The 13,908-nt window shown below is 49.5% G+C and carries 19 protein-coding genes; 6 read left to right on the forward strand and 13 right to left on the reverse strand.

What is annotated here, in order from left to right:
* The coding region (locus H6G00_RS28170) for a helix-turn-helix domain-containing protein (RefSeq protein WP_190796376.1) at positions 1 to 269 on the reverse strand (269 nt) is incomplete at its 3' end.
* Between the two features lie 281 nt (positions 270 to 550).
* Here H6G00_RS28170 and H6G00_RS28175 point away from each other — a divergent pair.
* A complete protein-coding gene (locus H6G00_RS28175; RefSeq protein ID WP_190799264.1) occupies positions 551 to 901 on the forward strand; it encodes a hypothetical protein in 351 nt (116 codons plus the stop codon).
* Positions 902 to 914: 13 nt separating this feature from the next.
* Here H6G00_RS28175 and H6G00_RS28180 read toward each other — a convergent pair whose 3' ends face one another.
* From H6G00_RS28180 to H6G00_RS28210, 7 genes are all read right to left on the reverse strand, one after another.
* The gene (locus H6G00_RS28180; RefSeq protein WP_190799265.1) at positions 915 to 1,721 is read right to left on the reverse strand and encodes a tetratricopeptide repeat protein; all 807 of its coding nucleotides are present in this window, start codon (positions 1,719 to 1,721) and stop codon (positions 915 to 917) included.
* A 75-nt stretch (positions 1,722 to 1,796) separates the two neighbouring features.
* Entirely contained in the window at positions 1,797 to 2,114 is a 318-nt protein-coding gene (locus H6G00_RS28185; protein ID WP_190799266.1) for a hypothetical protein, read from the reverse strand.
* Positions 2,115 to 2,188: 74 nt separating this feature from the next.
* Positions 2,189 to 2,521 (reverse strand): hypothetical protein, encoded by a 333-nt coding sequence (locus H6G00_RS28190; protein WP_190799267.1) that lies wholly within the window; start codon positions 2,519 to 2,521, stop codon positions 2,189 to 2,191.
* A 575-nt stretch (positions 2,522 to 3,096) separates the two neighbouring features.
* Positions 3,097 to 4,683 (reverse strand): Hsp70 family protein, encoded by a 1,587-nt coding sequence (locus H6G00_RS28195; RefSeq protein WP_190799331.1) that lies wholly within the window; start codon positions 4,681 to 4,683, stop codon positions 3,097 to 3,099.
* The gene (locus tag H6G00_RS28200; protein ID WP_190799268.1) at positions 4,680 to 5,258 is read right to left on the reverse strand and encodes a molecular chaperone GrpE; all 579 of its coding nucleotides are present in this window, start codon (positions 5,256 to 5,258) and stop codon (positions 4,680 to 4,682) included. The genes H6G00_RS28195 and H6G00_RS28200 overlap by 4 nt, the downstream gene beginning before the upstream one ends.
* Positions 5,259 to 5,397: 139 nt before the next feature.
* Positions 5,398 to 5,610 (reverse strand): DUF2997 domain-containing protein, encoded by a 213-nt coding sequence (locus H6G00_RS28205; protein WP_190646457.1) that lies wholly within the window; start codon positions 5,608 to 5,610, stop codon positions 5,398 to 5,400.
* Between the two features lie 87 nt (positions 5,611 to 5,697).
* Complete coding sequence (locus H6G00_RS28210; protein WP_199318762.1) at positions 5,698 to 6,888, reverse strand: extracellular solute-binding protein; 1,191 nt, start codon at positions 6,886 to 6,888, stop codon at positions 5,698 to 5,700.
* On the opposite strand from H6G00_RS28210, the gene H6G00_RS28215 reads away from it, so the two are divergent.
* Together H6G00_RS28215 and H6G00_RS28220 are read left to right on the forward strand one after the other, a co-directional pair.
* Positions 6,887 to 7,204 (forward strand): hypothetical protein, encoded by a 318-nt coding sequence (locus tag H6G00_RS28215; RefSeq protein WP_190799269.1) that lies wholly within the window; start codon positions 6,887 to 6,889, stop codon positions 7,202 to 7,204. The genes H6G00_RS28210 and H6G00_RS28215 overlap by 2 nt on opposite strands.
* 672 nt (positions 7,205 to 7,876) lie before the next feature.
* Positions 7,877 to 8,248 carry a hypothetical protein gene (locus H6G00_RS28220; protein ID WP_190646454.1) on the forward strand — a complete coding sequence of 124 codons (372 nt, stop codon included), beginning with the start codon at positions 7,877 to 7,879 and terminating at the stop codon, positions 8,246 to 8,248.
* Positions 8,249 to 8,271: 23 nt separating this feature from the next.
* Here H6G00_RS28220 and cobT read toward each other — a convergent pair whose 3' ends face one another.
* Entirely contained in the window at positions 8,272 to 9,393 is a 1,122-nt protein-coding gene (gene cobT / locus H6G00_RS28225) for a nicotinate mononucleotide-dependent phosphoribosyltransferase CobT (protein WP_190799270.1), read from the reverse strand.
* Between the two features lie 25 nt (positions 9,394 to 9,418).
* A complete protein-coding gene (locus H6G00_RS28230) occupies positions 9,419 to 10,288 on the reverse strand; it encodes a DUF2232 domain-containing protein (protein ID WP_190799271.1) in 870 nt (289 codons plus the stop codon).
* A gap of 125 nt (positions 10,289 to 10,413) precedes the next feature.
* On the opposite strand from H6G00_RS28230, the gene H6G00_RS28235 reads away from it, so the two are divergent.
* Positions 10,414 to 11,325: a bestrophin family ion channel gene (locus tag H6G00_RS28235; protein WP_190799272.1), complete on the forward strand. Its 912-nt coding sequence runs from the start codon at positions 10,414 to 10,416 to the stop codon at positions 11,323 to 11,325.
* On the opposite strand, the gene H6G00_RS28240 is transcribed toward H6G00_RS28235, so the two are convergent.
* The 3 genes from H6G00_RS28240 to H6G00_RS28250 all read right to left on the reverse strand — a co-directional run bounded on the left by H6G00_RS28240 (position 11,285) and on the right by H6G00_RS28250 (position 13,166).
* The gene (locus tag H6G00_RS28240; protein WP_190799273.1) at positions 11,285 to 11,824 is read right to left on the reverse strand and encodes a universal stress protein; all 540 of its coding nucleotides are present in this window, start codon (positions 11,822 to 11,824) and stop codon (positions 11,285 to 11,287) included. The two genes, H6G00_RS28235 and H6G00_RS28240, sit on opposite strands and share 41 nt — an antisense overlap.
* Before the next feature lie 220 nt (positions 11,825 to 12,044).
* The gene (locus H6G00_RS28245; RefSeq protein WP_190799274.1) at positions 12,045 to 12,758 is read right to left on the reverse strand and encodes a DUF4230 domain-containing protein; all 714 of its coding nucleotides are present in this window, start codon (positions 12,756 to 12,758) and stop codon (positions 12,045 to 12,047) included.
* Between the two features lie 192 nt (positions 12,759 to 12,950).
* Positions 12,951 to 13,166 carry a hypothetical protein gene (locus H6G00_RS28250; protein ID WP_190799275.1) on the reverse strand — a complete coding sequence of 72 codons (216 nt, stop codon included), beginning with the start codon at positions 13,164 to 13,166 and terminating at the stop codon, positions 12,951 to 12,953.
* A 24-nt stretch (positions 13,167 to 13,190) separates the two neighbouring features.
* Here H6G00_RS28250 and H6G00_RS28255 point away from each other — a divergent pair, with 24 nt between their 5' ends.
* Positions 13,191 to 13,409, forward strand: coding sequence for a hypothetical protein (locus H6G00_RS28255; protein WP_190799276.1), 219 nt, complete (start codon positions 13,191 to 13,193; stop codon positions 13,407 to 13,409).
* Positions 13,410 to 13,463: 54 nt separating this feature from the next.
* On the forward strand, positions 13,464 to 13,814 hold the full coding sequence (locus tag H6G00_RS28260; protein ID WP_190646446.1) for an NAD(P)H-quinone oxidoreductase subunit M: 351 nt from the start codon (positions 13,464 to 13,466) through the stop codon (positions 13,812 to 13,814).
* Positions 13,815 to 13,908: the final 94 nt, after the last annotated feature.

Consider the following 13,908-nt stretch of genomic DNA (forward strand, 5'->3'; position numbering starts at 1 on the left):
GCTGGAATCGCACGGGGGCGACCGCAGGGTTCCTTTTTCTCCAGCATCTCGCTGAGTCCTCCTGCTCGATAGCGCCGTAACCACTTCTGAACGCTGACCCGGTTGCGTCCAAGCAATTGCGCTGCTTGCTGTATCGTTGCCGCTTGCCTACTTTTGAGCAGATACAGCAGTTGTATCCGTTCTTTGCCTGATGCAGTTTTCTGCTCTCTCAGTAACCCTTTGAGGTCTTCCTCACTCTCACTAATCTCTAGCTTGTATACCCCTGCCATCCTTCGTCTTTGAACCCATCAAAAGCTTTGTACCATCTGTAGCCTTACTTTGAAGAATTGGTATTATAACGTGAATCTAATCCAACAGCCGCAACGAATTGCTTTCAGCCTCGCCCTGCTGACCGTTGCTCTAGAACGCCGTTTTCGGTTTCACCAAGCTTTTCTGCAAAACCAATTGCAACAACTAATTCCAAAAAATTGCTGAATTAGCGCGATTACTTAATAGGGCGATCGCTGATTCAAGAAGTATTAGTTTTTAGTGGTGTGACAAGGAGGAAACTGTGAGAGTCCTAACCGTTTTTGGAACGTGTTTTTTGCTGCTGTTGGCTTTATTGTGGTCCCGTACAGAGAGCTATTTTCCGCTCTATCCCTTGATTGATACTCGACTACCGCAGGGCTTTTCAGAGCAGAAGTTTAAGCAAATTACACCCGGAATGAGCAAAGCAGAAGTTGCAGCCGTTTTGCCTGGTTCACCTGAATCTAGCAGCACCCGGTGGCAAGAATCATATTGGTTCTATGGAAACGATGGCGGATGCCACGGCATGTGCGATTTAGCCTGGGTCGGCTTCGAGGTTCAGTTTGATGAGGCAGGAAACGTCACTACGACTAAACGCTCGGTATTCGGGGATTAGTTCCTGTTTAGACTTAGCTCAATGTCAAAAATTTCTCTAGTGCATCTACCAAGGCGGGTGACCAACGGCGCGTATGAGCTACCCAGTCAAGGTTTTTGTAGCGCGAGTCCAAGCCAATGGTCGCGACCCAGTTGCTTTCAGCTTCGCCCTGCTGCCCGTTGACCCAGAGGGCTGCCGTGAGAGCCGCCCGCATGTCGGCAAAGCGGGGATATTTACGAACCAGGTTTCGCATGGTGCGGATTGCTTCTTCGGTCTCGCCAACCTGGTAGAGGGCGATCGCATAATTCGCCCGCGCAAATGCATACTGAGGAGCCATGTCAGCCGCCGTTCTGTAATCGGCGATCGCCTCTTCCCATTGCCCTAATCCGGCTTTGGCGTTGCCGCGATTGTTGTAAGCAGCTGGGTCTTGGGGTTCCAGTTCCAGAACGCGATTGTAGTCGGCGATCGCTTCTTCCCAGCGACCCAATCCTTCTAAGGCAGTACCGCGATTCAGATATGGGTCGGGTGCATCCGGTGCCAGTTCAATCGCTTTGTTGTAGTCGGCGATCGCTTCCTCTAGCTTGTTCTGGCTGACCCTGGAATTTCCCCGATTGCTCCAGAGAGCAGGGTTATCAGGTAGCTGTTCGATCAGCTTCGTCCAAGACTCTTCTGCGATCGCAAACTTTCCTTCATTAGTTGCGGTAAACGCCTGGTCGCGGAGCGTTTCAACCGTTTCTATCTCAGCAGCAGACGGGGTTTCCATCGCCTGAGCTTGAGCAGGAAGAAGGCTTCCTGTCCAGGTCATAATCAGCAGCAGCAGTGCAAGCAAAAATCTCAGCATAATTCCTGATCATGGCAGGTCTTTCAAATCAGGACAACTGAGTTGGGCAGTGTTTTCTGATCCGGGTACATAGCGCTATGGCAGATGGTACTGATTCACCTGGCTTTCCCTCGCGTTGAAAGCCATTATTCTTGCATCAAAATCAGTGTGATAAACCCACTGCTGTCCGCCGTCCGTGACAACGATGCGCCAGCCCGTAATTCCAATTGCAGCACATCCAACCTCTTCTGGTTCACTAATGCCCATACAGCCATCCCACTCCCGTTCTTCGATTTGGGTAGCGCGCAGTTGCCCAACTGGAATGTTAGATTGTCGTGCAGTAGCGTGAAGAACTCGATCAAGAGCGGTTTGCAAAAAACGGCTAAACTCTGTTGTGGAGTATTCAGACTTCACTTGCGGGGCATCAGCGTTTGCGCGATATTCCCAAGTTTGATCATTGGCTGATGCAGTAATGCGCCAGCCCTCAGTTAGCTCCTGAGTGCAAGATTCTCCTGAGACGGGTATGCCAAGACAATCATCTGCCCACGTAGCTGCTCAATTCTGACAATTCGCACCTCGCTGCGATCGATATTGAGCTGTTGTGATAATTCTTGCTGTACTCTTTGCAAAATTGATTGAGGTGCTGCATTAGGTTGTGGCAGTAGAATGGGCTGCGGTGTAGAATGCTGCACTACTGGTGAGGTGAATTCCGTTAGCGATAAAGCGCTTCTATTCAGTTCTTGAAGCAGGAGAGTGCCTACAATCAGAAGAACTGTACTGATGGGCTGGAGCAAACGAGGCGAGTAGTTGTTGTCTTTCATAGGGCACTCGTTCAATAGAAAAAACGGGTGAATGAACTACAGATGAGCTAACATTTCTCTGTTGCACTCACCTAAGAACACTCTATTTAGCTAACTCAGGTTCGGCAGCCTGAAAAAGTTAGCTTTGGTACTTTGAGAAAGTCAGAAGATATGTAGATTTGAGGCAATTAACGCTCAATCCACAACTGCTGCTCACCGCAATTCAATTGCGCTCCACCTCAAAATTCTTGAGGAGCGCTGCGGAATTATTGAGAAGCGCTACAGAATCACTGAGGAGCAGTGCGGAATGGCAGAGAAGCACTGCGGAATGACTGAGGAGCACTGCGGAAATATTCAGGAGCATTGCGCAATGACTGAGGAGCACTATAGAATTACCGCGAATCGCTGCAAATCACTGCAAAGTTACGACTGATACGAAATCCATTTCGTAAAGAAGAACTCTTTGGTGTGCGGGCGAAGCATTAGTCACAATTCCTGCCACTGAAGCACAGTTCTTTTGCCGAATGCTACGCCCATACCGATACCGCTACTCCACAGACGGGTTTGGTATGAGTACTTTAGGGGCTGTTATTCAGCTATTGCAATTTGGCGATCGCTCCCTTATTGACCAACACCTCACCCGTCAGCAAATCTTCCACTGTTGCAACCAGTACCCGCTGTTCATTCACTTCAAATTGAACTGAGACGCGATCGATACCCACTTGTCCGGGTGGGTTAAGGTGAGCAACGCAAACCTGGTCGTGCTGCGTGTCGAGCGAGCGATAGGTTTCCTGTTTACGGAGAGGAGCACTGGTCATTCTGCCTTGAGCATCGAAGGCAACTTCTGCCTGGGCGACTTCTGCCACTTCGCCAATATCTAGACGAATTTCTCGCTGTCCATCAATAGCCACCTGAAGCGTGAGAGGTTCTGGACGCTGACAGGGATATTTTGCCCCCTGAGCAAACAGCGAAAAGTAGGAATAGTTTTTGCTGTAAGGTTCCCAGAGGCGAATGGCGTAGCTGTGGTGCAGGTAGTCCTCTATGCTAGACAGTTGGCTAAGCGCCAAAGCACCGTGGGCAACGGCTTCAAAGGGTTTGTCCATTTTGACCCGCTGCCGCCCAAAGTAGGAAACGATGAGTTGCTGCACCGCCGGAATCAGGCAACTACCGCCAACTAGCAGCACTTGCTCGATGTCTGATTTGGCAATACCTTTGCTGAGGGCGATCGCCAGCGTTTCGTCGAGTGCCTGCCGCAACTGTTCTAGAAACTGACGGACTTCTAAAATTTCCTCAAGCTGGCTGCGGCTAAGCTGTAGCTCGTAGGACGTAAAACTTTCCTCGTCGAGCCAGCTTTCTTTAGCGACTTCGGTTCCAGATAGGCGAATTTTTAGGCGTTCGGCGATCGCCAGCAAATTCTGCCAGCCAACTTCCCCGATTAATTGTCGCGACGAGCCAACTTGACGCAAATAATCTTCCACAATCCACTGGTCAATGTCCTCACCACCCACATAAGCATCCGATTTTGCCAGCACCTCCGCCCGAATAGCTGCCTGTTCTTTGCCTGCGATCGCATCTCCTTGGGTTGCCGTGCGAACTAAACTCAGGTCAAGCGTGCCACCCCCAAAGTCAATGACTAGCACGAGCGAACCAGGTCGCTGCACCGCATAACCTAGCGCCGCAGCAGTCGATTCATCTACCAGATGCACTTCAGCTACGCCCAAGCGTGACCCGACTTCACGAAACCAGCCCAGGTAACGCTCAAAAGCTCCAATCGGAACGGTAAAAATGACTTGATCAGGCTGAATTTGGTGCAAAACTTGCTGCCAGATTTGCTGCAAAAACTGCTCGGATACTGTGGCGGCTGAGTAGCTTACCCCATCAATCTGACGGGGTGGCGGCTGAAAGTCAGCGGCAAGATCGCGCTTAAAGGCTTTGAACAGGCGATCGGGTTGGGTCAGCCCCAATCGTTGCGATCGCACTTGTTCGCCAATCACCCACTGTTCCTGAGATTTGACAAATACCAGCGTTGGCACAACCGGAATTTCTTGCTCCCCCTTCGACGTACTCAGGCGAAACAGCCGGGAAATAGCACTAAATCTAAGGGATTTAGGCGTTTGCGTATCTGGTTCTAGGATACTGACGACCGTATTACTGGTACCAAAATCAACCGCGATCGCAATCACTGTGCCCCTCCCGGCAACGTGCGGCTGACTTTCGCGGGACAAAGAATGCGATCGCCCTGCCGATAGCCCACAAATCGAACGTAAACCTGTTCCCCGACCGTAACGTCATCCTCATCGGGCTGGTGAATCTGGGGATCATAAGCAACCTGCTCCCAAGCAGAACCAATCAACTCAACACCCCAACCTTGCAGCAAATTTTCTAATGGTGTGAACAGTGCAATCAAGTTTTTGGCAGGCAGATCGGGCTTTGCTTGAGCCATTTTTTGAGCGCTGGGGTAGTTTGTTAGCAGCGTTTGAATTTGCTCGAACGTCGCCTCCTGAAAGTCGGCTGTGAGTTGAGTTTTTTGCTGCTGAAGTTGTTCTCTCAGTCGCAAACATTGCTGCTGCAATGCAGCCATTTCATCTGCCATTTCCTGAGTGTGAGAGGCAGGAGGAACAGGGGTAGTAATTGCTTCCTGGCTCTGAGCATTGTTCTTTGCAGGTTGTTTTCTCGACCCAACAAAGCCCAGAAATAGCGCAATAGTACCTAACGTTAGGACATAGTCAAATCCTATAAGGCTAGAATCATCTCCCATAATGTGCTTCAAGCTAAATCATGAAGTACTCAGACAAACTCTAAAGACCAAGAGCCAATAGGTTGGGTGAAGCGCAGCAGAACCCAACACTTGCAATTGCCAAAGGCCTTTCGTTGGGTTGCGCCTTGCTTCACCCAACCTACATTTGAGTTAAAGATTGAGTTTCATCTGTTTCAAGATCAATCTCAGTCTCGTAGTACTGCGGCAAAAGTTCTTGAGATTCCACTTCACCTAATGCTTGCTCTATCGCTGAAGTCGTCTCAATGCAGTCTGCACCAGAGGCGTTGAGTACGGTTTCAACAATCTTGCCGTCTTTGCCAATGCGGTACTCAATTTTGCGATATTCAGCCATAGCAGTTTTGTTTAATCCGATTTGTTCAATTATGGCTGACGGAAGGGAGGGGCTAGGGGAAGGAGGTATTTCCTCATTCTGCATCCCTCATCTCTCAACCTTCTCTCGCACTTCTATCCAGAGGCGACGATACAAGGCGATCGCCCCCTCTGATAGCGGTTCAAGAAATTCGCTGCGCTCCAGCACTGCGGCAGAGGGTAACAGCACACTATTCTGCTGAATCGGAGCAGGCAGATCGGTACGATTTAGTATGGTCAACACTGGGGAAGCGGCTGTACCTAGCAGCGAGAGATTGACTGCATTTTGGCGCTGCCAGCAAAAGTTAATCCATTGCTCGACCAGCGTAAGTTCATCCCCTGTGCGGGTAACAGGTTTTGCTGCTGCCGGACGCACCCAGACATCAGCAGTGAGAATGGTGCCCGATTCTGGCACGATGGCAGCAATACGGCGATCGCGCTCCAGCACAGGCAACACATCCGTAGACCAGCCCAGCGCTATCCAGGTGTCTCCTAGCAACAGCGGTTGTAAATAGTTGTCAGAACTGTAAAACTTGGTCTGCTGGTGGAGCGCTTGCAGTTCAGCTTGCAGTTCTTCACCCAAATCCGTTGGGTTGAAGGACTGTCCTAACTTCTTAGAGGTCACTCCGATCACGGCTGTAGGGCTATCCAGCAGTGACACATGTCCTTTTAGCTCTGGTCGCCACAGGTCTTGCCAGTCGGTAGGTGTCCAGCCCAGTTCCTCAAATTCCTCAATCCGATAGGCAATTACAGCACTGCCCCAGCGATAGGGAGCAGCCCAAAGTTCTCCTTCAGGGTTAAGCTGTCCCTGGCGATCGCGTCGAACGAGTGCCTGCCAGCGATCCGGCAGCTTTTCCCATTCCGGCAAAGTCTCCAACTCAAGCGGCTGAATTAGCTCCTGTCGAATTGCCGAAGCTAACCAGTAATCTCCCAAAGTCACTAGATCCGCCACGTTTTCAGGTTGGCGGTTTGAGTTGAGGAAAGGGATTCTTTCCCTCCAGCCTGAGCGAACGGGTTCGGCTTCAGCTTGCTTCCAGGTTTGCAGCAGATCATATAAGTCAGAAAGTTGGGGCTGAGGCAAAAAATCTAGAGCAAGCTGTTGCTCCAGGTCACGCTGAAAGGCTCGCAACAGTTGCACCGGAACGGAGCCATCGAGCAACCGCACCCGCAGGGCCGCATTGCTGCGACTATTGCATCCTGCCAGGAGTTGAGCGAGTGCCAGTGCCCCTGCGCCTGCCAAAAGCGATCGCCGCTTGATCATGCCTTCCTGTTCCTACTGTTTTTTCTACTGTTTGCGTTCTACGCCAAAGCCAATCGGGTCAATCACCGTTAGCGTTGTTCAAAACGTCTGGCGATCGCCCCTGTTTCAGGATAGCCCTTGTCTCGCCAGTAATAGCCCTGAACCACTTCACTGTCAGGCGCAACCTAGATCTAGGCGGCAAAAGGAACGGCAGTGGCACAACCTGCAAGTAGGTATTAGGCAGAAACAGCACCTTTCAACTCATCGATACTTCTTGCTCAGTTTCAGAGCGGGTATCAAAGGCGATCGCAAATTCTGGGGTTGCATCAGGCTGTAAAAATCCTGAAAACTTAACGTTTTCTGATGCAGCCCTCTCTAATTTCTTGCCCCTCTCATCTGTCCAAAGCATTCTAAAACTTACATCAGTACACTGCTCTCTCCATTGAAACGGATAAACGAACTCTAGTATGCATAAATACTCAATCCCTTAGAAAGGATGACTCTGTTGGAATAATTTTGAGCGGCAATAAATTGTTGATGTAGATCGCTTTACGCGCGATTAACAACTTCATAGCAGATCGAAATAACTCGACTAAACGGTCAAAAATAGCAGTTTTACAGATATTTTCGACGGCTATTTTTAGAATCCAAGTATTTCAATTTAAAACTTTTAATTTCTATACTTAGCGATGACCTGAAACCAATATCTGGACGGCACTTCAGTATTTATGTTCTTTCGTGAAGAAGACGGATTTTAGCAATCATGCAGGTAAGATAGATGAGTAATCTGATGAAGATGAAATTTAGGGTTTTCAAGTTACTTCCTAGTTAGGAATACTTAGATTCTTTGCAACAGCTTTCTGAAAAACCCAAATGGTACTCCGACGGCTGACTTCTAATTTCTTCATCCCAAGCGTGGGCTAAACGTTAAATGATTCAGGAATAAACCTGGATATGCCCAATGCTTTTTTAGTATGGACTGTAAGCAATTCAAAAAATGGGGCATTGCATGGATTCCCTTCAGGAACAAGTTACGGGCTTAAGTTTGAAAGTTGACGCACTGCACCAGACTATTGAGCAGCTCGGCAACAAAATTTCAACAGCTCTGTCTGACACAAAAACGACATCAGATAGCAGCTTCCTGGCTGCATCTGGAATTAGCATAGGGCGCAGCTATTACCAACGTAGTCGGACGGTGGATAGCTCAATGGAACACAAAGATGTGCTGGTCGACTCTAATTACCCCGAATCTGACAGCCAAACAGGCGATCGCGCCCTCGCTCCAGAGATTCAAATTCAGCGTCTAACGGCTCAATTGACCGCAGCCTACAACCGGATTGCGGCATTAGAAGAGCAATTGCTGTCTCAGCGTATTCACTAACTCTGAATACTCAATCTGAATACTCACTCACTTTGAACGCATTCGAGACGTTCTGCTAAAGCCTCGATCGCTTGCATCAGCCTAACTTGATTCCATTGCTGGTAGAGGTGAGCGGCGATTGCACATCCGCCTGCGCCAACGCCTTCTTTGACATACCCCTGCTCATAGGCCCGCAGTTGAGCATACCGAGAATTCGCAAAATTAAGCTGTGTCGCCATCAGGGGTGCATTTAGAAGTTTTGCCAATTTCACGGTGTCGCCAGTTGGGTCTTCAGCCACCCAGCGTGTTGTACCCACTACAACTTGTTGAGGGTTCCAGGGATGAGTACGCGTTTGGCTAATGGCTTCTGCTAACGTGTAAACTGCCAGCATTTGAGTGCCGCCTGCCAGTAAAACGCCACAGGTGCGGCTGGCTGCAATTGCCATCCCTGCCACCACCACCTGCATCGGATCGCCCACTGCCGCTACGACAGCCAGGGGATCAGGAGAGTTATCTAATCGATGCGCCTCTCGAAGAAAACCTGATTGAGCTAGCCCAGCCGTGACAACTGCTAGCTTTTGGTCATGATTGCAGGTTGGGTGACTGCTGTTGACTTTACCCGCAGCATCCCAACCCAGAGCTGTCAGCACAGATAGAGCCGTGGTTGTTCCTCCAACCACACATTCTCCCAAGATTAGATATCCTTGGGGATTTTGCGCTGCCAACTTTTCACCCCAAATTAGTCCTTGCTGCAGCAAGTGCTGCACGGTTGCGTGATCTAACGCTTTCCCTTGGGTTAAACAGCGAGCTGGAGTTCCTCCTAGATCAATACAGGGAACTGAAGGTAGGTGCGGCAACCCAGCACTAAATAGGTATAGGGGAATTTTTTGGGCTGCGACAACAGCACGAGAGATCAGAACAGGAGAAGCACCTGCGTGTAGCGGTGGCAGTGGATATTGAGGAGCAGGTTGAGGCCCATTGTAGAGAAACTCAGCATCTGCGATCGCCGTGTATTCCCGATCTGCTGGAGTTGCCCCCGCTGCTGAAATCCCGGGGATCAATCCCGTTTCTGTAAAGCCCAGCACGCAGGCAAAGAGAGGCGATCGCCCCTCAAACTGTTGCAACCACTCCCGCCCCCACTCAAGCTGGGAGTAAACCCGAATCATTCTTTATCCCTCATCCTTGGATCCTTTATCCTTCCTCTTCCAGCAACACCTGCACCCAGCTTGGAGGTTCTGGAATCGGGTTGCCCAACCGTTCCAAGAGGAGCCATGCCGCCAAATGGACCGTGAACAGGTAAACCAGATCACTACAGATGATGGCCCCAATCGTCACAAGCTGAATCACCGTCAAGTCAGGTTGTCCCAAGGCGCTAATTCCAAGTAGTCCCCAATCAACCAGCTTGGTTAAGATCCATTCGGTGAAATCTGTGATTCGGTTAGTTAAGTAAATCCAGAGGTCTTCACCCAGGAAGGTCGATAGCAGCCAAATTCGGAAGAAGAAGCCAAAGGTAGAAATTAGCGTTCCGGTGCCGATTGACATCGTCCAGCCAGCCTGTCGCTTCCACAATGCTCCAAGCTGTACGCCCAACAGCCCATAAGGGACGAAAAATAATAGGCTCAGGTAGGGGCCCATCAGAACGGATAACAGTAAACCTGTTACTAGCGCTGACATCCAGGCAGCTCGATGTCCCCAACGCAGATAGACTAAGGCGATTGGAGTGGGAAATAAAATCCGCATCCAGGCACCAATACTGAGGTAATAGCTGACGAGCCAGAGCAAGCTAGCCGTGCTGGCAAGAAACGCTGTCTCTACCATCGCGAGAGGCGGTAAAGCAGCCTTGACTTCGGGAACGACCAATTCAGGCTGTCCTGTTTGCTGTTCTTCTGCTGAATCAGCCACCACTGCGAAGGGATCGTCTAAAAATTTTTCTTCAGCTTTAGCTTGAGCAGATTGGTCTGATTCAAAGGCAGGATCGCTTTTCGGATCAGAGGAAGATTTAGGTGAAGATTCCTGTTTCCGAGTTGGGTCAGATCGATCGCCTTCAAATGAACCACTCATGCAAAATCCGAGAAGATAGCAGATCTACTCTATCGCTATATCTGCTCAATCAGCAGGGGCTAAATTTGAAACGCTGTTATACGGTAGGTTGAAGGAATGAAGCATTGCTTGTCTTGTAACCTTCTATGACCCTCAACTGGTTTGCCCAAGCGTTCCGCTTGAAAGGCTCGGTAGCGCTGACGGTGCTGCCGCGATCGCTGCTATTTGGGATGTTTGGCTTACTTGTTTCACTTCTGCACTACTTCTATCCCCTACTTTCGCTGAAAGTACTGGGAGACTTGACCACCAATGTCGTTTTTAATCTAGTACTGGGTTTGCTGCTGATCTTTCGCACCAATTCAGCCTACGACCGTTACTGGGAAGGACGCAAAGCTTGGGGACAGTTGGTTTTTAACATTCGGAACTTAGCTAGAGAAATTAAATTGGGGATCGCAGCCCCAGAGCCAGCCGACGAAACAGAAAAACAAATGGTACTGCGTCTATTAGCGACGTTTGCTCTGACGACGAAACATCATCTTCGGCAAGAGTCGGTCGGTCATGAAGTCTCCGACCTCATTGCTGAAACACAAAATCTAGTGCTAGAGGGCTCTAGCAATTCTCCATTAGAAATTACTCTGTGGCTGGGTGATTATCTTCAGAAGCAGTTTCAGCATAATCATCTGGATTCGATGCGGCTGGTGGCACTTAACGGAATGCTCAGCAATATGGTTGAAGGGTTGACCAGTTGCGAACGGATTCTACGAACCCCCATTCCGATCGCCTATGCAATTTATTTAAAGCGCTTAATTTTAATCTACTGTGTGGGTTTGCCGTTTCACTTGGTTGACGATATCGGCTGGCTAACTGGCATCAGTCTAGTGATTGTCAGCTTCATTCTGTTTGGGGTAGATCAGATTGGCGATGACATCGAAAACCCGTTTGGGTGTGATGCAAATGATCTGTTGCTAGACTCGATTTGCGATACGGTCAAAACTAGCGTTGATCAGGTGATTGAATTTATGCCGGTTGGCGATCGCCCCCTTCCACTCGCATTTTAGTCAAAGAAGTTTGAGCAGTTGGAGCTTGAATGATCAGCACGGCACAGGGGGCATGGTGTAGCACATAGTTACTGACGCTGCCCAAAATTGCCTCTGTCAGACCTTTTCGTCCTCGTCGTCCAACTACTATCAGGTCAGCATTCCAATTTTTTGCGATTTCGCAAAGCCCCTGCCCTGGATCAGCAACTCGGTAGCTGATTTCAGTCGCAATGCCTTGGCGAGTAGCAGTTTCACCGTAGTGACTGAGTAACGCCTTTGCCGCCTCGATCTGTTGCTCTAGATAGGTGTATTGTGCCTGATGAGTTTGGCTGACAAAATGAGCCGACAAACCCAATTCACCGGCCGCAAAAGTGGGGGATGTGGTCACAACATCTGCCGTCAGGTAATGACAAAGTAGTAGCTTGGAGCGATTGGTTTGAGCCAACTCCAGCGCTTGCTCAAACACCGGTTGGCTGAGTGCAGCGTGATCAATGGCAACCAAAATTCTTTTGAAGCTCATAACCTCTCCTTGAGACAGTCCGTGGGGTGGAAGACGGCTCAAGCGATACGTAACTCAACCAAAGCGTTTTTAACTAATGGCGATCGCCTCACCCACCCGTCTCACGTCCGCTTCAAGCCTCACCTAAAACTTATCTCAACTTTCAGGTAAAACCACGGTTTTGCAACATGGCTTCAAACATCTCAAAAGCGCAGCCTTGGCACCGTGTTTGAGCAGAAGATTACTGCTTTGCACAAGCATCATCAGCGGGCGTTTGGGTTTCAACAGAAGAGTTGGCATAGCCTGCGGTGGTCAGCAGTTGGCTAACCGCCAATTCTGCTTTGACGTTGGCTTCTTCAAGAATGCCTTGAGCGCAAGCCGCTTCTACTACCTTTTGCAGCGTTTCCTGCTGGGCAAGCTGCTGAAGATCAGGGGCAGCATCTGGACCTAAACCCAAAAAGCCTCGGTCATAGTCATAGACTTTCGAGCGGTTTACATCAATTTTGCTGTCCAGAATTTCGGGTGATGGCAACTGCAGGCGAATAGCGTCACCCGTAACCTGAATATCATTTTCGTCTAGCTCAGCCAGGTCAACTCCAGCCCGAACTTCTCCGTAGGCGATGTAAAGCAGAGTCGTCTTGCCGATTGTGTAGCCACCCAGAGTGCGATCGCGACTCGCAGGTACAACTGCCTCCATCGCAAAAATCGCCGTGGTCAACTCGCTAACTCCGCGTACTTGCTGTACGACGAGCGATCGCACATCCACTTGGGGAGGGGGTTGCGGTGCGGTAAACATTGCCTGCACATTCTCAAAAAATCGTTCGCCACTACGCCAAACGCCCACGACCGTAAATAACGCCAGCAAAACAGTGCCACCCGTCGCCATCAAGGACAGGTTTCTGAATACGGCACCAATATTAAGCCTCTGTCGCTTTTGAGACTCGTAGCTGCCCATGCGATCGCTCCCTCTGCTGGCAAACCGAACACGGCCGTTTCCAGTCTACTGTTAAAGGCGAGAGATAGGGATGGGGCAAGGATGAAGGGGTTGGGAATTGGAAGGGGGGAGCAGGGGTTAGAGACTGGGGTAGGAATGAAGGATGAAGGCTTCCCACCTGTCCGCCAGTCCCTAAACCTCAACTCCTCATCCCTAAGCTTGCTGCTGTTTGAGCATGAATTTTTTTAAGCTTACAGCCACTACTAGGCAACCGACCTGAATAAGTGTGGGGGCAATGATGATTCCTGCGACGAGGAAAGTAATTGCCAGCATTCCAACAACAAGGGCTGGAATTTCTTCGGTAGTTTGCATGAAGAGGCGGCCCAAACAGAAGGCGATCGCAAACAGAAGCAGGCAGCTTAAAAACATGAGGTATTAATTTTCTGTAATTTTTTGACCAGAGTTAGACACAGTGCGAATGACGAAGTTTCCGCAAAGGTTGACCCGTATTTTGATATTTTAAGTAGCTTTCTTTGCTTCGAGAAGGCGGATTCTACGGAGAAATCTGTTCGGTCTGCTGAGCAAAGTTTGCAAAATTTGCTGATTTTGATTGAAGAGTTCAGAAATGGTGATGAGAGAGATTGGGTTAAAGGGCTGCGATCGCCCCGTTGACGCTTTAGAATGAATCAGAATCCTGCCGCATCCGTGTGAACACCCTAATTTCTTATGCTGCTTAAGTCCACTACCCGGCACATCCGCATCTTTACGGCTGAAGTTGACACTGCTAACGATGAGCTTCTACCCAGCGAGGATAAGCTGACATTAGATGTTGACCCAGATAACGAATTGCTCTGGAATGATGAGGCACTCCAGGAGGTTTATCGCAAGTTTGATGAGTTAGTTGCTGCTTCTGCCGGGGCAGACCTGACTGATTACAATCTGCGTCGAATTGGCTCTGATCTAGAGCATTTTGTGCGATCGCTACTGCAAGCAGGCAAGATTTCCTATAACCTCAAAAGCCGCGTCCGCAACTACAGCATGGGCTTACCAAAAGTGTCTGTTGACGAGTCTATCTAGGGATGTAATTGATTTTTGATAGCACATCCTGCTCGCAAGAATTAAGCCAAACCTGGTTATACCCGTTTGTGTAACACGTGTAAGATGGTCTGTT

It is taken from the genome of Leptolyngbya sp. FACHB-541 (assembly GCF_014695875.1).
In the GTDB taxonomy this organism is placed as follows: domain Bacteria; phylum Cyanobacteriota; class Cyanobacteriia; order Elainellales; family Elainellaceae; genus JAAUTN01.